At 36.9% G+C, this 21,073-nt stretch carries 18 protein-coding genes and 1 pseudogene; 10 read left to right on the top strand and 9 right to left on the bottom strand.

Annotated elements, in window-relative coordinates; translation table 11 throughout:
* Window positions 1-208: 208 nt before the first annotated feature.
* Both EGI26_RS02475 and EGI26_RS02480 read left to right on the top strand, forming a co-directional pair.
* Window positions 209-2,566 (top strand): ABC transporter permease, encoded by a 2,358-nt coding sequence (locus EGI26_RS02475; protein WP_255076123.1) that lies wholly within the window; start codon window positions 209-211, stop codon window positions 2,564-2,566.
* Window positions 2,567-2,961: 395 nt separating this feature from the next.
* Complete coding sequence (locus tag EGI26_RS02480) at window positions 2,962-5,409, top strand: outer membrane beta-barrel protein (protein ID WP_255076124.1); 2,448 nt, start codon at window positions 2,962-2,964, stop codon at window positions 5,407-5,409.
* A gap of 219 nt (window positions 5,410-5,628) precedes the next feature.
* Here the strand turns inward: EGI26_RS02480 and EGI26_RS02485 are convergent, their stop codons facing one another.
* Window positions 5,629-6,375, bottom strand: coding sequence for an NIPSNAP family protein (locus EGI26_RS02485; RefSeq protein ID WP_255076125.1), 747 nt, complete (start codon window positions 6,373-6,375; stop codon window positions 5,629-5,631).
* A gap of 149 nt (window positions 6,376-6,524) precedes the next feature.
* Here EGI26_RS02485 and EGI26_RS02490 point away from each other — a divergent pair, with 149 nt between their 5' ends.
* The gene (locus tag EGI26_RS02490; protein WP_255076126.1) at window positions 6,525-8,033 is read left to right on the top strand and encodes a lipopolysaccharide biosynthesis protein; all 1,509 of its coding nucleotides are present in this window, start codon (window positions 6,525-6,527) and stop codon (window positions 8,031-8,033) included.
* Here the strand turns inward: EGI26_RS02490 and EGI26_RS02495 are convergent.
* The 3 genes from EGI26_RS02495 to EGI26_RS02505 are packed head-to-tail and all read right to left on the bottom strand — an operon-like array spanning window position 8,011 to window position 9,264.
* Entirely contained in the window at window positions 8,011-8,658 is a 648-nt protein-coding gene (locus EGI26_RS02495; protein ID WP_255076127.1) for a hypothetical protein, read from the bottom strand. The two genes, EGI26_RS02490 and EGI26_RS02495, sit on opposite strands and share 23 nt — an antisense overlap.
* Window positions 8,659-8,663: 5 nt before the next feature.
* A complete protein-coding gene (locus EGI26_RS02500; RefSeq protein WP_255076128.1) occupies window positions 8,664-8,843 on the bottom strand; it encodes a hypothetical protein in 180 nt (59 codons plus the stop codon).
* Between the two features lie 31 nt (window positions 8,844-8,874).
* Window positions 8,875-9,264: an HIT family protein gene (locus EGI26_RS02505; RefSeq protein ID WP_255076129.1), complete on the bottom strand. Its 390-nt coding sequence runs from the start codon at window positions 9,262-9,264 to the stop codon at window positions 8,875-8,877.
* A gap of 128 nt (window positions 9,265-9,392) precedes the next feature.
* Here EGI26_RS02505 and EGI26_RS02510 point away from each other — a divergent pair, with 128 nt between their 5' ends.
* The 4 genes and pseudogenes from EGI26_RS02510 to EGI26_RS02525 all read left to right on the top strand — a co-directional run bounded on the left by EGI26_RS02510 (window position 9,393) and on the right by EGI26_RS02525 (window position 13,148).
* Entirely contained in the window at window positions 9,393-9,650 is a 258-nt protein-coding gene (locus EGI26_RS02510; protein WP_255076130.1) for a type II toxin-antitoxin system Phd/YefM family antitoxin, read from the top strand.
* Window positions 9,631-10,008 (top strand): type II toxin-antitoxin system VapC family toxin, encoded by a 378-nt coding sequence (locus EGI26_RS02515; RefSeq protein WP_255076131.1) that lies wholly within the window; start codon window positions 9,631-9,633, stop codon window positions 10,006-10,008. The genes EGI26_RS02510 and EGI26_RS02515 overlap by 20 nt, the downstream gene beginning before the upstream one ends.
* Window positions 10,009-10,085: 77 nt before the next feature.
* A pseudogene (locus tag EGI26_RS02520) lies at window positions 10,086-11,300 on the top strand (DUF3472 domain-containing protein).
* Between the two features lie 207 nt (window positions 11,301-11,507).
* Window positions 11,508-13,148, top strand: a complete 1,641-nt coding sequence (locus EGI26_RS02525) for a hypothetical protein (protein WP_255076132.1) — start codon at window positions 11,508-11,510, stop codon at window positions 13,146-13,148.
* A 57-nt stretch (window positions 13,149-13,205) separates the two neighbouring features.
* Here the strand turns inward: EGI26_RS02525 and EGI26_RS02530 are convergent, their stop codons facing one another.
* On the bottom strand, window positions 13,206-13,424 hold the full coding sequence (locus EGI26_RS02530; RefSeq protein WP_255076133.1) for a hypothetical protein: 219 nt from the start codon (window positions 13,422-13,424) through the stop codon (window positions 13,206-13,208).
* Between EGI26_RS02530 and EGI26_RS21290 the strand changes: the two genes are divergently transcribed.
* The gene (locus EGI26_RS21290) at window positions 13,411-13,566 is read left to right on the top strand and encodes a hypothetical protein (protein WP_409035351.1); all 156 of its coding nucleotides are present in this window, start codon (window positions 13,411-13,413) and stop codon (window positions 13,564-13,566) included. The genes EGI26_RS02530 and EGI26_RS21290 overlap by 14 nt on opposite strands.
* A 185-nt stretch (window positions 13,567-13,751) precedes the next feature.
* Here the strand turns inward: EGI26_RS21290 and EGI26_RS02535 are convergent, their stop codons facing one another.
* The gene (locus EGI26_RS02535) at window positions 13,752-15,791 is read right to left on the bottom strand and encodes an LruC domain-containing protein (RefSeq protein WP_255076134.1); all 2,040 of its coding nucleotides are present in this window, start codon (window positions 15,789-15,791) and stop codon (window positions 13,752-13,754) included.
* 520 nt (window positions 15,792-16,311) lie between these two features.
* Between EGI26_RS02535 and EGI26_RS02540 the strand changes: the two genes are divergently transcribed.
* Both EGI26_RS02540 and uxuA read left to right on the top strand, forming a co-directional pair.
* Window positions 16,312-17,763: a UDP-N-acetylmuramoyl-L-alanyl-D-glutamate--2,6-diaminopimelate ligase gene (locus tag EGI26_RS02540; protein WP_255076135.1), complete on the top strand. Its 1,452-nt coding sequence runs from the start codon at window positions 16,312-16,314 to the stop codon at window positions 17,761-17,763.
* A 47-nt stretch (window positions 17,764-17,810) separates the two neighbouring features.
* Complete coding sequence (uxuA, locus tag EGI26_RS02545; RefSeq protein WP_255076136.1) at window positions 17,811-19,010, top strand: mannonate dehydratase; 1,200 nt, start codon at window positions 17,811-17,813, stop codon at window positions 19,008-19,010.
* A gap of 4 nt (window positions 19,011-19,014) precedes the next feature.
* Here uxuA and EGI26_RS02550 read toward each other — a convergent pair whose 3' ends face one another.
* From EGI26_RS02550 to EGI26_RS02560, 3 genes are all read right to left on the bottom strand, one after another.
* Window positions 19,015-19,362 carry a HopJ type III effector protein gene (locus EGI26_RS02550; RefSeq protein ID WP_255076137.1) on the bottom strand — a complete coding sequence of 116 codons (348 nt, stop codon included), beginning with the start codon at window positions 19,360-19,362 and terminating at the stop codon, window positions 19,015-19,017.
* A gap of 25 nt (window positions 19,363-19,387) precedes the next feature.
* Entirely contained in the window at window positions 19,388-19,588 is a 201-nt protein-coding gene (locus EGI26_RS02555; protein ID WP_255076138.1) for a DUF4177 domain-containing protein, read from the bottom strand.
* A 153-nt stretch (window positions 19,589-19,741) separates the two neighbouring features.
* On the bottom strand, window positions 19,742-21,031 hold the full coding sequence (locus EGI26_RS02560; RefSeq protein ID WP_255076139.1) for a voltage-gated chloride channel family protein: 1,290 nt from the start codon (window positions 21,029-21,031) through the stop codon (window positions 19,742-19,744).
* Window positions 21,032-21,073 lie beyond the last annotated feature (42 nt).

A 21,073-nucleotide genomic window follows, 5' to 3' on the forward strand; every position in this document is an offset into this window, starting at 1 on the left:
CGTACAAAAGTGTTCGTTTTCGGACGAAAAAAACGAACAGCAGATTTGCAAAATATTGATATTCAATAATATAAACTATTGGCACAGCATTTGAAACTATCTTTACAGGGTTATGAAAAAACTATTTGTTACGTGTTAAGAAGTCCTCAGAAAAATTTTAGAATTTGGATTTGAGGACTTCTTCATTTTGTTTTCAAAATCAAAACTTATGCTCAAAAATTACATCAAAATTGCCTTTAGGAATCTCTGGAAAAACAAGCTATTTTCCTTTATCAATATTTTTGGTTTGGGTCTTGCACTGCCATTTGCTTTGCTTTCATTACTTCACCTGCAAAGCACCTTTGAGTATGACAATTTCCACAAAAATCCTGAGCGGATTTTTAGAGTCATAAGCGATGAAAAAAGCAAAGGGGGCGGAAAAACGAGTTATGCTTCATCACCATTTTTATTGGCCGATAAGCTAAGAAATGATTACGCAAGTACAGAGTTTGCCACAAAAACTTTAAGAGAATTTGGCTGGGAACTCAAAAATCGACTCAAAAGTTTTCGAGTAAATACAATTTATGTAGAACCCGATTTTTTTAATGTATTCAATTTCAAATTAGAAAAGGGAGAATATCCTATGGAACCCAACACCCTGGTTATCAGCCACGAAATAGCCAAAAAGTTCTACAAAAACACAAATCCTATTGGGCAGATTCTCTCGCACCCTTCTTATGGTATGTTCAAGGTGACGGGTGTTTTGCTGCCCTTTAAGAAAGAAACACAGTTTAAGAGTGACGTGATGGTTTCTATGGCCACCTACACAAATAGGAATAAAGAAGCGACGAATTTGAAGTCTTGGGGTGAATACGACAGCTACACTTTTGTAAAATTAAAACCAAATGTCCTGCCAGCTTCCTTAGATTTGGCCCTGGCTCAAATTGCTCAGAAAACGAATTCCACCCTCGAAAAAAAGACGAATCAGTTCAGGAAACAAGCACTTGCGGATATTTCTCCAAGCCAAGAAGACCTCCAAAACAACCCCTACGTAGACAAATGGAGCGATATTTATGTCAATTTTTCCATTCCGTTAATGATTCTGTTGCTGGCGGGCTTCAATTATACCAATCTCACTTTGGCACGGTCATTAAGTCGCTCCAGAGAGGTTGGCGTAAGAAAGGTAATGGGAGCTGTTCGGTCTCAATTGGTTCTTCAATTTATATCTGAGGCCGTTATTATTGCATTTTTCGCATTGAGTGTCGGTGTTATAATTTTGCTGTTGATGAAGCAATACATCCATGTGGATTGGGTCACTTGGAAAGTGGATAATCCATACTTGGTGATGGTGCTCTTTGGGGTGTTTACACTGTTTTTGGGTATTACGGCAGGCAGTCTACCTGCATGGGTGTTATCAAGTTTTCAGCCTGTCAAAGTACTGAAAGGCTCACTATCTCCGGCGTCTTTCGGCAAGATAAGTTTCCGTAAGAGCTTGATTGTTACACAATTCGTGGTTACGATGGGCTTTGTATTTCAGATCGGCCACATGTACAATCAGTTTAAATATATGGCTACTGAAAACGAAAATTTTAATAGAAAAGGCATTTTTAATATCTCTATTCCAGAAAAAAATTATCGCCTGCTGGTCAATGAAATAGTCAAAAACAAAGACGTAGAAAAAGTAGGAGCCACTTCAGTTCCTTTTGGCGGATTGGCCACTCAGCTAGGCATTAAAGCCAACAAAAACACAGAAGGTCAGGCGTCGTATTATTACGCAGCCGACCACAATTTTATAGAAAACATGCGTCTGACTTTTTTGGCTGGGCAAAATCTTCCGATTTCAAATTCTGATTCAGCTAGCAATTTTGTGGTTTTAAACGAAAAAGCCGTGGAGAAACTACAGCTTGGAAACCCGAAAGAGGCTATTGGAAAAACGATTTTTATCAACGACCAAGCCGAAGTACAAGTCATTGGCGTCGTCCAAAATTTCTGTCATTTCAACTATCAATTCGAAATCCAGCCTTTGGTTTTTCAGTATAACCCAGCACTTTTTCAGACCATTGTGATAAAAACAAACACTCAGGCAGATCACGCAGAGTTCGAAAAGTACATAAAATCACTTTGGAAGAACCAAAATCCTTTTGAGCCCCTGTCTTATGGCTGGTTTGAGGATGAAATGTATGACAGATATTACCCGGCCGAAGACATGAAAATGATGGGTATGGCCTGTTTGGTGATATTGGTGATTGCTGTCATGGGTTTACTCGGAATGGTAATTTATACCACCGAAAAACGTATTAAGGAGATCGGAATCAGAAAAGTAGTGGGAGCTTCGATAGCCCAAGTGGTTCGTATTCTCTCATGGAGTTTTCTCAAACTTCTACTTATTGCTGGTTGTATTGCCTTGCCTATCGGTGTTTTGAGTGGTTTGTTTTTCAACAGCATATTTACTTTCAACAACGGAGTGAATTTTAGTCTAATGGCCCTATTTTTTGCTTCTGTGCTTCTTATTGCTATACTTACCATTGCTTATTACAGTTTGCGAGCGGCACTAACAAATCCAGTCAACAGTTTGAGATCTGAGTGACAGTCACCGTTCAAATTCTGAAGTGTTGCATTGATTTTGCAAAAGAAATCTGTTAAAAAAACAGGCTTGTTTGGCAAATAAATATGTTTTTAAATCACTCATAACAGACTATATATCTTTACCTTAACTCCTATTTTTTACTTCCCAAAACATTTTCAGAACATATTAAGGCGGTTTTAAAATATTTTTGAAGCATTTCAAATATTTTTCACCCAATACCTTGCATCACAAAGTACCTTACTATATATTTGTATCATCAATTGATATCTTAAGCTGATTGCCGTGCATGGCTTTTGGCATCGACAGAATAAACTGTCGAAAAGAAAAAAAAACAGAGCTTTTGCCCTGCAGGAAAGCTATTGTCCAAATCATAGGAAACGTACAAAACAAACAAAATGAAAAAGCTATTAAAAAAATTATCACTTATCCTTTGCAGCCTGTTTTGGCTTGCAAATGCACAGGCCCAGACGAAACCCGCGGGACTACAAATCAAAGGTTTAATCCTAGATTCGGCTTCACAAAAACCCATTGATTTTGTAACAGTAAACTTACTGAAAGACAAAAACTTGCCAGTAAAAGTAGATTACAGCAAGGCTGATGGTTCATTTCAATTTGTAGGCATGAAACCCTACAAATATTACCTGGTGATCGGTGGTGTAGGTTTTAAATCAAAAACCATTCAGGCCGACCTTACCGATTCTACCAAAACCATACTTGATTTGGGAAATATCCTGATAGCAGAAAGTACGCTTGGACTCAAAGAACTTAGCGTAACCGCCACGAAGCAAATCGTACACCAAGAAGTAGACAGAATTGCCTACGACACTCAAGCAGATCCTGAAAGTAAGGTATTTAGTGTATTGGAGATGATGCGGAAAATCCCGCACCTGTCTCTTGATGCAGATGAAAATATTCAACTGAAAGGCTCAGGCGATTTCAAGATATTCATCAACGGAAAGCCTTCCAGCATGATGGAGCGTAGCTACAAAGAAGTGCTAAGAAGTATGCCTGCATCTTCTATCCAAAAAATAGAAGTCATTACCACGCCGCCCTCTAAATACGACGCCGAAGGCTTGGCTGGTATCATAAACATCATTACCAACAAAGCATTGGACAATGGTTATAATGGAAGCCTGAATGTAAACGAGCGTTTTTCGATTGGTGGTCCTGGAATTGGCGGAAATTTATCAGCAAAAATTGGCAAATGGGGACTTTCGGCCTTTGGCGGAGCCAATCAGTACAACAATCCAGAGTCGTCATTTCTAAATGAAAGAAATACCTTTGGGCCAACAAGCACTATGCTCAACCAAAGAGGAGTAAACAAAAACCAAAATCAAGGGGCTTATTTGGGTTTGGAACTTAGCTATGAGCTAGACAGTTTGAATCTACTTTCGTCTCAATTTAATATTAATGGGAACCTAAACAGTGGCACAAATAGCCAAAATTCAGCTTTGGAAATCAACAAAGAAATTGCTCAAAGTTACTATTTACTAAACAAAGGCAACGGAAATGGCGATGGGATGGATTTGGGGCTAAATTATCAACGTGGCTTTAGAAAAAACAAAAATCAGCTGCTGACTTTTTCGTATAGATACTACGGATTTGACAATACGCAAGAAGCCGACCTTCAAATTTCGGAAAGAGTAAACTACAATTTACCCAATTATTTACAGTTAAACAACCAGACTTTTGGCGAACAAACTGGCCAGATAGATTACGTGCATCCGCTTAGCAAAAAAGTAACCGTTGAAGCTGGTATAAAGGGGATTTTCAGAAAAAATGCGAGTAATTTCACCTACAATAGTCACAACCAAGAAACTGGTGGATACGAAAAAATCAATAACCTTAGCAACGAGTTTTCTAATATTCAGAACATATATGGTGTGTACAATACATGGCAATACAACGCCAAAAACTGGGGTGTAAAAGCAGGTGCTCGACTTGAACAAACCATACTCGATGCAAACTTCGTTTCGACCAATTCCAAAGTAAATCAAAATTACTTTAATCTAATTCCTACGGTTTCTGTAAACCGAAAATTCAAAAAGAGTGGGGTCAACATTGGCTATACACAACGTATCAGTAGACCAGGAATTTATCAATTAAACCCATTTGTTGACCGTTCAAACCCCAACTTTGAAAGAACAGGTAACCCAGCACTAAGGCCATCTATCATGAATGACATAAACATTGGCTACAATTGGTCTGGCAAAACGGCCGTCAGTGTTTCGGTAGGGACATCCTTGATAAAAGACATGTTTTTCCCGGTTATAGTGTATGATTCCGCCACCAAAATCACTCGTTCATCTTTCGGAAATGTGGGAAAAGCAAGATTGTTACCAATGATAAATACCAATCTTAATCACCCCATCACCAAAAAATGGAACTTAAGCCTGAACACTCGATTGGCCTTTGCATACACCGAAGGTATTATCAACAACGCCCTCATCAAAAACAGAGGCGTGATGTACGGAGCCAACCTTTCAACGGGCTACAGATTCGAAAAAAATCTGAGGGTAAATGCTAACCTTAACTACCGTGGTCCAAGTATTAACATTCAAGAAAACATGAACAGTTATTTCGGATATTCGGCCAGTGTAAACAAAGACATTACCAAAGACAAACTATCGTTTTCGGCATCGGTAAACAACCCTTTCAACAAATATCGTAAAAATATCAGGGAGAGTTTTGGACCTGATTTCTTACAAAATAATGAAAGAATAGATTACTTCAGGTCGTTCAGCGTGAGTTTGAATTACAAGTTTGGTAAGCTCAAAGAATCCATCAAAAAGAACAAACGTGGCATCAAAAACGACGATGTGCAAGGTGGTGACTCCCAATGATTTTCGAAAATATTAGTCTGCAAATCATTCTTTTTCATCTAAAGCCTGTAAGATTCACTCTTGCAGGCTTTTTTTTACTAAAGTCTCAAAGTATCTCATTATCAACCCTATAAATTTATGAATGAAAATTCGACCTCAACTCTCCTAAACTCATAAGTCTATTGATTTATACTTAAAATTAAGAAAGTAAATTCGAAATCATAAAATTCACATTCACTTCTACAGCTGCGAATACTTCAACGGCTTCAAAAACACACGATGGATGTTTGAAACCGTGTTGGCGTATTCGGGAAGTTTTGAGATACGTTTCCATTCTGGATGATCCGAGAATTTCTTCCAGTTGGCATCTCGCTCAGCCAAGTCTTTAAAGGCAAGCATATAAGTCAGGCAAGGCATTTGTGGCCCTGCTATTTTTTCTCCAAACATAACCGAATGCAGTCCAGTTTCCTTAAAAATCTGCAACTCGCCTTCGTTAAACATCTTTATTTTTCTTTGATAGGCATCTTCTATGTAGCCTTCGTAAGTACGCATTTCAAAAACCATTGAGCCAGTTTCTGGTTTGATGAGTTGCGGAATTCCCGAAAAAGCATTAAAAAAGGAAGTTTCATATCTGGTAAAGGGTACCTTATCTTGGGTAATGGTATTGTATTCGGCAGAATTTTCGGTAAAAACTCTGTCGGAATTGACGCCTTTGGTTACTTTTTCGTAAGCCGATATGCTTTCGTAAGGAATCAATACATAAATTTTGGCAGGATTGTCTTGACTCCACTCTTCAAAAGTTCCAATATTTTTCACACCTTGCCTGTTCAATGCAGGCAAAAGAGCCTTCTCAAGATAATTGTGTAATCCCGAAGCAGGCGAGCCGAACTTCATGGTGTAAACCCGCAATTCATAAAATTCTCGTTGGGCAGAAACTGAGAAAGAAATAAAAACAATAGCAAATAAAAAGGATACTTTTTTCATCATAAAATGGTTAGAATAAATTTAAAAGTAAATGTAAAGAAATTTCAATAATCTGAAAGTGCTATTTGTTACAGAAGAACGAAAGTCGCCGTTTCTTTTGCATTCTTGCCCAAAAATTCGGAACATTGCGGCTCAATTTTGAATTTTTATAAATGAGTTTAGTAAAAAAATTAGCTGGCGACACAGTGCTTTATGGAATGAGCAGCATTGTGGGTCGACTGCTAAACTGGCTTTTGGTAATTGTACACACCCGTGTATTTGAACAGCCCGAGCTCCTCACCGAAAACGCCCAACTCTACACCTACGTAATTCCACTGAACATCCTATTTACCTTTGGTATGGAAACCGCTTTTTTCAGATATGGCTCCAAAAAAGAAAATCAGTCGGAGTATTTTAATCTCATCCTTAGTTTCATCATTGTTCTGAGTGGCGTACTTTCTTTGGGATTGATTTTAGGTGCCACGCCCTTGGTAAATGCCATGCGTTTTCCCGGAAAAGAACGCTTGGTTATTATGTTGGCCATCATTATTGCCATAGACGCCATTTGTGCCATCGCTTTTGTAAAACTGCGAGCCCAAAACAAAGCCAAACGATTTGTAGGCATTAAAATCACCAATATTGCCATCAATATTTTCTTAAATGCCTTTTATCTGATTTTCTGCAATAATATCCTGAAAGACAAGTTCTTACCTAACCTAAAACCTTTTGCGGCGTTTATTTACAATGCCAACATCGGCCCTGACTATATCATTTGGGCCAATTATGTAGCCAGTATGATTACGCTTGGTTTATTGTGGAAAGAGTTTGTTGGTTTCAAATTCACCATAAACTGGCCAAAGTTGAAAGAAGTTTTGGTTTATGCCTATCCACTTATGATAATGGGTCTGGCAGGAGCCATCAACCTCACAGCCGACCGACTGATGTTCAGGGAGTTGTTGCCTGAAGGCTTCTATTCCGACTTCCCAAAACCGGACCAGGCTTTTAGCATTTACTCACAAGTTTATAAATTGTCCATATTTATGACACTGGTGGTTCAGGCTTATCGCTATGCCGCCGACCCACTTTTTTTCTCAAAATTGGGCGACAAAAACTCACCCAATTTGATAGCACTCAGCACCAAATGGTTTACCATTGCCTGTATAATTCTCTGGGTTGGTGTAAGTCTGAACCTTGACTGGATTGGTCTTCTGATTGGAGAAAATTATCGTTCAGGGCTTTACATTGTGCCAATATTGCTCTTAGCCAACTTATTTATAGGTGTTTATGGCAATACGTCTATTTGGTTTAAATTGGTAGACAAGACCAAATTTGGCACTTATCTTACCATCGCAGCTATGATTTTGACAATCATTCTGAACGTAATTCTCATACCAAGACTTGGCTACTTGGGTTGTGCGATCACCTTTACTATTTCATCGTTTTTTATGGTGGTGGCTTGCTATATTTTGGGGCAAAAGCATTACCCAATACCCTACGAACTAAAAGAAATCTCGGCCTACTTGTTAGGTGCGGGATTGATTATTTTAGCCAATACCCAAATTCATATCAGCAATTATTGGGTATCAGTCCCTTACCACATGCTCCTGACATTTTTGTTTATTGGGGTAGTTTATTGGTATGAGTTTAAGGTGAAGAAATTTAGACTTCATGAGAATTCATAAAACTATCGATTGATGACTTTAAATTTATTAGATTATATTTGGTGACAATATCGATAAATTTTTCGTCAATATATTTCACTTTTCTATTGGAGTAATCAAAAAGCTGCCTGACCTCTGCAAAGCTACTACTGTCAATAATCGTAACTTGTGTATATTTTGAGAAATAGGTGTCTAGATTAATTAATCCTTTGATATATCTTGCTTCTATAGTCTTGCTGTCTACATAGTGTCCTCCATTTGAAAGCCTCATTTCCACTCTCTTTTTACACAATTCAACATCTTCCAAGAATAGAAAAGTTAAAACTGTATTAAAACCACAATTTGCGAACTTCTCTCTCCAAATATCAATAGTTGGACTATCAAAATTGGTCTGGAAAGAAAAAGATTTAAAGCATTTTATGGCTTCTTCGGCTTCCTCTTCAAATATTTCTTTAACTCTATTATATAAATTCTCTTCGATTTGAGAAGTCATAATATTTAAAAAACTCTTGAAAAGTTCTGAAAATCGAAAATCAAAATCAAAACTTCTTGTAGAATATGTCTTGGCAAGAGAGCTATCATCCTCTGTCGAATAAAAAGATTTCCCCGACCCATTTGGTCCAGCAATTACCACAAAATCAGGCATGCTATTTAGGAATGAAAGTAGTGTGTGGCAATCTTCCTTTTCTTGACTCTTCCTTGTCTATAAGCCTCAGACTCACTATTCATATCTAACAACATAGACTTTGACTTTTCGTCTAAAATCAAAATCTTGCTTTCTTTTAATTTAGCAATTCGGCTTTTCAAACTCGCAATATCAGTGTTTACCATATTCTTGAATAAAGGTACAATTTACGAAAAATTACAAATTTCCTATAATCTTCCCAGCAATTTCGGCCAATTCTTCCTGCGAAATCTTTATTTTAGAGTTGAAATTCATGTCGTTCATGCTATTCATCGGTATCAGATGTACATGTGCATGAGGCACTTCTAAGCCAATAACTGCTACGCCCACTCTTTTACAAGGTACAGCCTTACGAATGGCCGGTTCCAAAGACTTTGCAAAAGCCATCAATCCAGCATAAAGTTCATCCGAAAGATCAAAAAGGTAGTCCACTTCCTTTTTCGGCACCACCAAAGTATGTCCAGGTGCACATGGAAATACATCTAAAAACGCAAAGAAATCTTCTGTTTCGGCTATTTTGTGGCAAGGAATCTCACCATTTATGATTTTCGTGAATATGGAGGCCATAAGTTTGGTTATTTTTCTGCAATTTTAGAGAAATCTAATCAAATACCTCTCTTGACCTTGAAAATTCTTTGCAAAAAATATTAGAATCTAAAGTGCATTAGCTAACTTAGCTAAATAAAATATGATTTATGGAGACTGTAAACATTCATGACGCCAAAAGTCAGTTGTCTGCGTTGATAAATAAGGTACTTAATGGCGAGAAAATTATTATTGCTCGTAACAATCAGCCCGTTGTAGAGTTAGTGGCTTTAAAAAAACAAAAACGAGTACCCGGACAGTTAACGGGTAAAATCAAGGTTTTGGGCACTTGGGAAGAATCCGATGTTGCTGTAAGTGAATTGTTTGATAACAATGAGATATTCCGAAATGAGAAAAATACTAATTGATACACACATATTGATTTGGTGGTTATCAGAACCAAGTAAACTAAAAAAAGACCATTATGACTTGATAGCGGATTCCGAAAAGACCATTTTCGTTAGTGTAGCGAGCTTCTTTGAAATTGGAATTAAAGAAAAAATTGGCAAACTAGAATTTGAAGGTAACTTTGAAACCATACTGAAAGCTAACGGCTTTGAAAGTTTGCCAATCGCTCTAAAACATTTGGAAACCCTAAGAAAAACAGAATTTACGTATAAAGATCCATTTGACATGGTTTTAATTGCCCAAGCCATTTCTGAAAATATAGAATTGATTTCCTATGATAGTCAGTTTTTAAATATAAAAGGACTAAAGATAATTTAATGTTAGAATTAAAAAGAATAAGTTTCATCATTTGTCTTTTCATCATTTCAGGATGTAAATCCATTGCTATACCCTTGATGCATTCCCATGACCCAAACCTCCAAAAAATACCACTCGGTGGCAATGCTTGGGTTACAAACGGGGCTGAAATTACGGAGAAAGGGTTGGGAAATTGGACGATCATTGATCAAGTCTGCAAAGTTTATTTCAAAGTAAATAAGGTTGGAAAACTCAAAATTTCAGTATTTTCAGAAGCTGTAAGTAGCAAAATAAAAATATCAATTTCAGGCAAAAGTAACGTGATTGAGCTAAAAGGCGAAGCTGAAACGATGGCTGGTGAATGGGATATATTGAAGGCTGGATATGTGGAAATACAACTCGTTGGTATCGAAAAACAAGGAAATACTTTTGGCGAAATATCAGCCATCGGCATAAGTGGAAGTTGTGTAAACTCAGAAACTGCCTTCGTGAAAAACAACGAGGGCAATTACTTCTATTGGGGAAGACGCGGGCCTTCTGTTCATCTCAATTATAACACCGATGGATTAGAAAATATCGAATGGTTTTATTCGGAAATGACTGTTCCAGAAAAAAACGACATAATTGGCTCTTATTACATGGCCAATGGTTTTGGCGAAGGATATTTTGGCATGCAAGTAAATTCTGAAACTGAAAGAAGAGTTTTGTTTTCTATTTGGAGTCCTTTTACTACAGACGATCCAAGTAAAATCCCCTTAGATCATAAGATAATTATGCTAAAAAAAGGCAAAAATGTATACACGGGTGAGTTTTGAAACGAAGGGGCAGGTGGCCAGAGTTATTTGAAATACAACTGGAAAGTTGGCAATAATTACAAATTTTTGGTTGGTGCCAAACCTGACGGCCTTGGATTTACTATCTACACGGCATACTTTTTTGCACCCGAAGAAAACCAGTGGTTATTGATAGCGAGTTTCAAAAGACCCAAGACCAACACTTACTTGAAAAATCTATATTCTTTTTTGGAAAACTTCGAGCCAGAAACCGGAAACCAAGCTCGTCAAGCTACATACAGAAACCAATGGGCGTTTGACACAAAAAAAGGTTGGGTCGAAATCAACAAAATAACCTTCACAGCTGACGCTACCGCCAGAATTGGGTACCGCAAAGACTACGAAGGTGGTAATTTGGGAGATGGTTTTTACCTCAAAAACTGTGGATTTTCAAACAAAACCACAGCCATAAAAACCCTATTTGAAAGACCATTAAAAAATATTAAACCTCAAATGAATTTTGAACAATTGCCAAATTAAGTTTAAAATATGTTTTAGATGAAATAGCAAACCCACAACTAACTAATAATTAACTATTAGACTGCAACCAGACATCCTAAGTATCCTATGTATTTTTTGGTAACCATTTGTAATTACAAACCACCCAAGGCCATTTTATTTACTTAAGGAATTTTTCTGGCATGTGTTTAGCTGGTATTTATTTCCATAATTAAATCAAAACAATTAATGAAAAAATTATCCATCATTATTATTTCACTATTCCTAACAAACAGCACAATTGCTCAAAAACTAGACAAAAAAGTTTCCATAACTTTAAATCTTTTCAAGGACCAAGAAAGTCCGCCGATTATTACCAATTTCAATATCAATCAAAATGGTGAAATCGTAACATTTTTCACTCAAAGGTTTAGAGGGAAGGGGGAATTTGGAAACCCTTTAACCTACTCTCAGCAGATAAACAAAAAATTCTTTGAAACCAAAATGGAAGACATTGAGTATTTTCCATATTTCATAACATTTAAGCATGATCTGAATCTCAATCCCAAAGGCTCGGCAGCCAACTTCTTTTACTCTCCTAGAAACGTCAACATCAAACCTTCGTTTCTTAAAATCCCAATCTTTGCCAAGTCAGTTTATCCAGAAAATTTAAGCTTTGCTGGTAGTATGTTGGATTTTCTAAAATCCAACCCCGAGCTAGACATCGAACGGGCAACATACAATACCTTAGTAACTGACCATGACGGAGTCCTTAAAATTAAAAATTCAAAAGCAGTAACTGTTTCAAAAGATTTTAGACTCCAAGCGAAAGAGAATGGTTTTTTCAATCCAGTAATAAACACGCATAAACTTGACTTTCAAGACCCCAAACTAAATGGACTATTAACAAGGGAGGAAAAAGCTTTTCAGCTATCTGAGGGTAATATGATACAATTTCTTATTAAAACCGATGAAAATGACAATTATGCAGCCTACAAAAATAATGTCTTCATAGTATTTGACGAAAAGGGGAAAGTCAAAGAATCTTATGAAGAATTCCAGCCTTACATAACCAAATTTATCAAGCGACTCCAAGTGTTAAGCGAAAAAGGTGAACCAGCGGGTGTAATATATTTATTTAGCAGCAATCAACCGGCTCTTGGAAAAGCCCCAAGAAACCCTGTTGCCAACGATTTTTACTTCTATTATTTTGACAACCAAGGCAAAAAGGTCATTTCTAAGAAATTCAACTATGGCGACAACGAAAATAAAGACAACGCATTCAAGCCAATCTTCGCCATAAAATCTGCCGCTGGAATTAAATTGTTAAACGCCAATGGTTTTGGAATATCAAAAAAAGGTGCATTTTTTGAGAAAATCCAAATGGATAATACTGGAAATATTACTTCGAAAGAAACTTTTGAGGCTGAATTATACAAGTCGAAATACAGTAACAGAGTAGATTTTATAGAGTTAGAAAACGTAGTTTTTCAGGATGGAAAATTTTACAATATTTCCAAGGCTGTAAGCCCAGGCAGTGAAAATATAGAAAGTAAGTCACTCGGAATTGGGCTCTCAGTCATTAATTCGGATTTAACGGTTGAATTTAATGGAGAAATTCTAAATCACTCTCCTGTAACAAACAATGGATACCTTGAAACTGTAAAGTTCGACAACAAAAATTATATCATTTATAATATATCGACGGCTGGTTCTTACATTGTTGATTTGAAAAACTATCAGTCTGTATTTAAAGTCGGAACATCAAATTCTTCGTATAGTTTTTGGAGTACTGGTCGGAACTTCATCATTGATAAAGTCAACAAGTCGGCCTATTTTGTATTTCCAGAGAGCGAGAAATCAGTTCATATCCAAAAAGTAACTTTCTAAAGATAATGCATAGCTGTCTATTCCGAATAGACAGCTATCTCTATTCCAATTTATAACTCACACAAACCCCTTAATACTCAAAGTCCCATTTTCTCTCTGAAAGTCTGGCATCAGCGTTTGGTTGCCTTGTTTTATAGTTCCGAAATAAAGATGACTGTAAGATTTGATTTTCATGAGCATCAAATCTGGAAGCCGAACTTTCAGCAGTGCTGGTTGAACGAAAATCAACAAAATAACCTTCACAGCAGATGCTACCGCCAGAATTGGGTACCGCAAAGACTACGAAGGTGGTAATTTGGGAGATGGTTTTTACCTGAAAAACTGTGGCTTCTCAAACGAAACTACAGCCATGAAAACCCTATTTGAAAGACCATTAAAAAATATTAAACCTCTAGTTGATTTTTCAAAACTGCCATAATGTTTAAGTTAGGGTTGGGAGTTTGGCAGATTATTTTTTCAAGAGAGTTGCTTTAGCTTTAATGTATGATTGCTCGAGTCCAAAAGATATAAAGAGTTTTTAATTTTGGTCAATTTTTATATATGGCTGATAGATTACACTTATAAACAAAAAACTCTCTGCTTAGCAGAGAGTTTTTTGTTATTTTATTTGCTGAATATATTTGTTGTATTTCTATAATTGGCTTTGGGAAGATACCAGTCGTTGTATAACGTTCCTCCGCTTTCTGCCCAAGCTCTAAAGTTCAAGTATCCATTTGAAATTTCTTGTTTTTCAACAGTGTACTCAAAACTCGTTGGAACTTGAATAGCCCAAGGCAAATTATTGAAGCTTTTGTAATAAGTATTTGTTACCGAGTTTGATTTGTCATGAGAAGTTCCAAATAGACTCAAGTTGGCTAAACTCGTTGGAGGGTAATTTGGTAAATGTATTTCTTTACCTCTTTGATTGGTGAAAATGAACTGATTGTACGGTGCAACTCCAATCGTGCTTTGAGTCTGTGGACTGTTCAATTCAATTTTTACTACCAAAGTATCCGCTTGAGAAAAAGGTTGATTCTGAACAGTGTTCAAATAATCAGAACCTACTCGTTTAATATTATCAAAAACATTATCAAAAGGAATTATAACAGCTTTATTTTGGCCAGCTTCTGTTCCGTTGGCACTGAGAGTTATAATATTATTTCTCAGAACACTGCCCGTAACGCTTTTTATTAAAGAAGGAGATGCATTGAGTTGGAAGCCAAAGCCACTTTTATAAGAAGCTCCCACGGCTTTTATAACTGACCTGTGATAAATGTCAACAATTTTATTTTGTGTGTTGTAAATCTCTTCAATTTGAAAATCTAAAACAAGGTCGTTAAAGTCATAATCTCCTTTTGAAGGCCATAGGTCTTCAAAAATTAACGTAGAAAAAGTAGTTTTAGAGGGGGTATATGACCTAAATGCTCTTAGTGGATCGTTAGGGAATTCGTCTCTTGTATCACCAGCTCCATCTCCATCGGTGTCTATGTTGGTGTCCATTTTTGGAATATTTGGATCTTGGATTGCCACAATTGGATTAGAACTAACCGTAAAAACGGCATCATTGAAATCATTATCACAACCCGCATTGTCACGGCGAATATCTTCAACAGACAACAGGATATTATTGGATTTAGAATCATCTAAGAGAACAAAATGTCTGTTTATCGCCGTATTGGTCTCAGGGTTAAGATTTGAATGGCTAAATAAAGGATAATATCCGCTACCTACGGTTGTTCCACTGTAAGCATTAGATAATAAGAAAAAACCAATGGAAGTACCAGCCTCGAAGGTTCCAATTTTTACTTTATTTCCCGATACTAATCCACCACCTGAACCGGCGTAAGAAATGTTTGGAAAGATGATTGTCGGGTTTGTTACCTGAGCAGTGGTTGTTGGTGGGTTTTGGGCATCAAATGTGTAAAATCCCAAGGTGTTTTTATAACCCGCTCCTTCATGAACAAACGTAACCCATACATCGGCACGCTCCTTTACAGTTAATGTTGTAGGTCTATTTGTTTGTAAATATTCGGGGTGTGAAACAGGCAGCGGATTTCCTCCTTCGGGTAGGCTTGAGGTTATGTCTAACAAAAATGAAGAACTAATGTTGTCATTAACAGGTAAAAGATAGGAGGGAACTCCCGAAGAATTCCACGATCCTAAGGTTTGCAAAGTTGGTAAGGCTGTTACGCCTGCAAAATCACCAACTCTCAAGGCTTTAGTATCTTCTTCTTTTATTATACCAGTTGTAGGTTTAGTGCCCCCAATAGTGAAAATTACTTCTTTGTTTTCAATTTTCATTGTAACATTTCCAGGAATCCCTATCAAATCAGTCTTAAAGCTCAACATCTCAACATGGTTGCCTAATTGTTTTTGAGTTTCAAAATACCCCGAAGCATTGGTAATAGCTTTAAACAAAGTTTCTCCGTCGGGCTCTGTTACTATAGAAAAAGGAATGTTGCTCATAGGTTTATCTTGACCATTGAGAACTTTTATTTTGATGGTAGTTACACTGGAGGTTTTAAAATCAAATGATTCTGGTACTTTAGTTTTTTCAATACCACTGGAGGTTTCCAAATCTGGTTCTAAAATGTTGTCTACAGTAGGAAGACAGCTTGTTAATCCAATAATAGCTATTGAATAAATGAGTATTCTTTTTTTCATATAAATGTTTTTATTCCTCTAAATATTGATTAAAACAGTGCCAGTATTTTAATGTATTAAAAATCAGCACTTTATGAATACTAAAAAATGGAATACTTCCAAAAAATGGAATATGTTATGATGTTTGGAAAGAAAATGCCTTTTTTTAGGACGGAAGCTTCAAAAAATGGTATTTTAGATTTAATCAAGAAGATTTAGGTCTTTATTGTATGTTTCATCTATCTCAAGAATAGCCCAGATAGCTAAAATAAAGACTACAGATTCTATAAACAGAAGTGTATTAATGAAGTTTTTGAAAACATAAACATTGAGTATCAATAGTTGGGGCAGTTAGAAATGTTATGTATCTATACTGGAGCCTGGTTGTCATTCAAGTAATCGAGACAAGTTCGAATCTGAGAATCTATGTTAATCGTTTGAAGATTGAATATAAAATTAAACATATTAATTCTGAGAATTGCCAGCAATTTCTGTTTCCATTAGAAATACTAAATTATATTTACCAGAAATTTCCTTTCAGATGCTCCTAAGCGAACTTTTATATACAATTCCTTTAAAATCCGTATCAGGCGTAACGGATATCGAAATATCAAAAATTGAGTTTGATTCAAGAAAAATTGAGCCAAACACGCTTTTTGTGGCCAGTCCAGGCACGCAAGTAGATGGTCACAATTTTATTCAAAAAGCCATAGATTCTGGTGCTACGGCCATTCTTTGTGAGAGATTTCCTGAGGTTTTAGTAGAAAATATTACCTATATTTTGGTTGAAAACTCGGCAAAATGTATGGGGATAGCGGCCTGCAATTTTTATGGAAATCCATCAAAAAACTTAACATTGGTTGGGGTAACTGGTACTAACGGTAAAACCTCCATAGCTACTCTGCTTTTTAACCTTTTCAGGAAATTGGGCTACAAATGCGGTATGCTTTCTACGGTGCAAAATCAGGTGGAAGATGAAGTCATTCCGTCCACACACACTACGCCAGATTCTGTGAAAATCAATGAACTATTGAGCATAATGCATCAAAAAGGTTGCGTTTATGTTTTTATGGAGGTGAGTTCGCATGCCGTAGAAATGCAACGGATCTCAGGCCTGAGTTTTGCTGGCGGGATTTTTACGAATATTACACAAGATCACCTTGATTTTCATTTGACATTCGACAATTATATAAAGGCCAAGAAAGGTTTTTTTGATATGTTGCCCAAATCGGCCTTTGCACTCACCAATGCCGATGATAAAAATGGCAAAGTGATGTTGCAAAATACTGCTGCCACCAAGTATTCTTATTCTTTAAAAAACATTGGTAATTTTAAGGGAAAAGTAATGGATTGCGGGCTTTTTGGGCTACAAATGGACGTAAACGGTCAGGAAGTTTGGTTTAAATTGATAGGAAATTTTAATGCTTACAACCTTTTGGCGGTTTATGGTACGGCCATGCTTTTGGGAGAAAACTCAGAAAATGTCTTAACTATTCTTTCAGAACTAAAGCCACCTCCAGGTCGTTTTGAACAGATTTTGGCTATTGACCACCGTGTAGGAATAGTAGATTATGCACATACACCAGACGCTCTGGAGAATGTTTTAGAAACCATTAGAGATCTTCGAGAGGGCAATCAAAAAGTAATAACAGTAGTAGGTTGTGGCGGAAATAGAGACAAAGGCAAACGTCCTTTGATGGCCAAAATAGCCTGTGAATTGTCTGATATTGTAATACTTACATCTGATAATCCAAGAAATGAAGAACCAGAAGATATATTGGCTGATATGCAAGCTGGTGTGAGTATTACCCAAAGACGGAAAGTAATGCAAATAACCGATAGGAGAGAGGCTATCAAAAAAGCAGCTGAATTGGCAAATTCTCAGGACATCATTTTGGTAGCTGGTAAAGGTCATGAAACTTATCAAGACGTGAAGGGCATAAAAAGCCATTTTGACGATAAAGAAGAGTTGGGCTTGGCGTTTGGTTCTTAAAACTACAACTTGATTCTTATATAAATTTTAAAATTCAACCAAAAAATATGTTACATACCATGCGTTGGTTTGGACCCAACGACCCTGTAAGTTTAATGGATATTCGCCAGTCGGGCTGTGCTGGAGTGGTCTCGGCTTTGCACCAGATAGCTGTTGGTGAGGTTTGGACAGAAGCTGAAATTCTTGAAAGAATCGCCATTATTGAAAAAGATAACGATAAGTTTTCTGAACTCAAATGGTCGGTGGTCGAAAGTCTACCTGTGCACGAGGATATCAAGAAAGGGCTTCCTACGAGAGAAAAATTTATCGAAAATTATAAGATTTCACTCCAAAATTTAGCCAAATGTGGCATAAAAACGGTCTGTTACAACTTCATGCCAGTCCTGGATTGGTCACGCACAAAACTTGACTATACTATGCCCGATGGGGCCAAAGCGTTACGGTTTGTTTGGATAGATTTTGCGGCATTCGATTTATTTATTTTGAAAAGGCCAGAAGCACAAAATGCTTATAATGAGGAAACAAAAGCTGCTGCCAAAGTAAGATTTGAATGCATGAACGAGGCCGAAAAAGCCGAACTTCAGAATACAGTTTTACTTGGATTGCCAGGTTCTATGGAAGCTTTTCATTTAGAGACATTTCAAGGATTGTTGAATAATTACGCCAAAATAGGAGCGGACGAATTAAGAGAAAATCTGCATTATTTTGTTTCTCAAGTGGCACCTTTTGCTCAGGAATTAGGTATAAATCTCTGTATTCATCCCGACGATCCGCCATTTCCTCTTTTGGGGTTACCCAGAGTAGTGAGTACGGAGCAAGATTTAGAAATGCTTATGAATGCTTCGCCCGTGAAAGCAAATGGCATAACATTTTGCACTGGTTCGTTAGGTGTAAGAGCTGATAATGATTTGGTAACAATGGCTCGAAAATTTGCAGATAGAATACACTTTGTGCATCTCAGAACCACCAAGCGTGAAACCGAGTACGATACTTTGGTATTTCACGAAGCCGCACATTTGGCGGGTGATGTAGACATGTATGGTGTCATTTTTGAGATAATAAAAGAAGAAAAACGGCGAATTGGGCAAGACGATGCCCAAATACCGATGCGACCAGACCATGGGCATCAGATGTTGGATGATTTGCAAAAAACAACTTATCCAGGATACTCGGCAATTGGAAGGCTTAAGGGTTTGGCCGAAATTCGTGGAATGGAATTGGCAATAAGTAGGAATTTGAAAGAGTGAGAAATTAGTTTTTCTCACTCAATGCATCTCCATGAAAAACTATTCCGTCCCAACCAAATTTTATAAAACTCCTAATATTTTGGTGGTCAGCACCTTCTGGGTTTTCTAAGACGTCTTTTCTGTAATAATCTCCAAAGCAAGCAAGTGTTTCTTCTTTGCTTAGATTTTGCTTTTTGGCAAAAGAAAATACTTTGCAAGAGCCATTATTTTGGTTGGCTTCGTTCATGGTTTCTCCGTTTTTGAATACCGTGGGAGTGAAAGTATAATTGGCATCTACCGTTTCTATTATCTCTGAAAACTGAATATTTGCGGGCTGTGTTTTAATTTTTTCTACTAATTCTTCTACTGTCATTTTTCTTTTTTTGTTAAAATTTTGATTAAAAAGTGGCTTCTCTTTTAAAAAACAGCACAATTTCTTTGGTTGTACCTTGATAAGAATTGGTTTCTACAGCCGATACCATTTCCCAGCCTTCTTGGCCTAAATCGTTCAATTTTGAGGTGAGATCTACGTCGTTTACTTTTGGATCCCAAAAACCTTCTTGGGTGGTTTTGATTACTTTGTACTCGTATTTTTTCATGTTCTTTTGTTTTAAATGCTTTTTGACATACATTTTTTTTCTTTTGTGATTCTTAGTACATTTTGTGTGAGAGCTATTCCGCAAAGTTGCACGAAGGTTTCACAAAGTTGCACAAAGTTTTAGTGCCTTTTGGGTTAAATTTAACCATGAGTTTCACAATTCTTGAAAGTTTTTGCCTTCCTGATATTTATGGTTTTTATGTTTGGTTTCTCCAATAAATTGCTTGGTATAAATACTGTTATGGCCCGAAAATAAGTAGGCTGTAACTACCGCCACCGCCATATAAACGGCTGAATCTGCACCGAAAAGTTCAATACCAAGCATAATACATGCCAATGGCGTATTTGTCGCTCCAGCAAAAACAGAAACGAATCCCATACCAGCCAATAGGTCGAGTGGTAGCGGAATGAAATAAGCCAGAGCATTGCCCAAAGTGGCTCCTATAAAGAACAATGGCGTAACTTCACCACCTTTAAAACCTGCTGCTAAAGTCAGAATGGTAAGTGCCATTTTGAGGGCAAAATCGTAATAGGGCAAAGCTTCGGTAAAAGATGCCAAAATAGTAGGAATACCCAAACCAATGTATTTTGTGGAGCCAATTAACCAAACCGCAACAGCAACTATAATTCCACCAATAAATGGTCGCAAAGCTGGAAATGAGATTTTGGACTTGAACAAATACCCAACCTTATGAATAGATTTGCTAAAAATCGCTGCACAAATTCCGAAGAGTATGCCCGATAAAATACTGAATAGGAGGGTTTTGAAATCTAATTCTGGAATGTTAGAAATGCTGTAATGCGTATGTTTTGCTTGCCATAAATTAGTAACCAAATCAGCCAATATAGCCGCAGAAAATGCTGGGAAAATGGCATTGTATCTCATTTTGCCAGTTTTCTGAAATTCCAAAGCAAATATAGCTCCTGCCAATGGCGTACCGAAAACCGATCCAAATCCCGCAGCTATGGCTGAAATTAGCAATACTTTTCGGTCTTCTATGCTTAATTTTAGAGGTTTAGATAATTGGTCGCTTAATGAGCCTGCCATTTGCAGAGCTGTACCTTCTCTGCCGGCAGAACCACCAAAAAGATGGGTAATTATGGTACCTAAATACACAAAAACCGCCATTTTGAGTGGAATGGTTTCTTTAGGCTCGTGAATGTTGTCGATTAATAAATTATTTCCTGATTCTACTTCTTTTCCGAAAAATTGATACATTAACCCAACCACCAAACCGGCTATGGGTAGAAGCGAAATCAACCAAAGGTTTGATTCTCGTAAATTTGTAACATAATCAAGCGAAATTAGAAAGCCAGCAGATGCAGAACCAGCTAATGTACCAACCAGAATTGAAATAGATACCCATTTTAATACATAAGGAAGTGCAGGATATTTTGTAAAAAATCCTGAAACATTAGACGTTTTTGTATCTTTTTTCGACATCTATATTCCTAATATTTTGACTGTTTTCTGTTTTACCAAAGT

The organism is Lacihabitans sp. CCS-44 (genome assembly GCF_024343735.1).
Lineage (GTDB): Bacteria > Bacteroidota > Bacteroidia > Cytophagales > Spirosomataceae > Leadbetterella.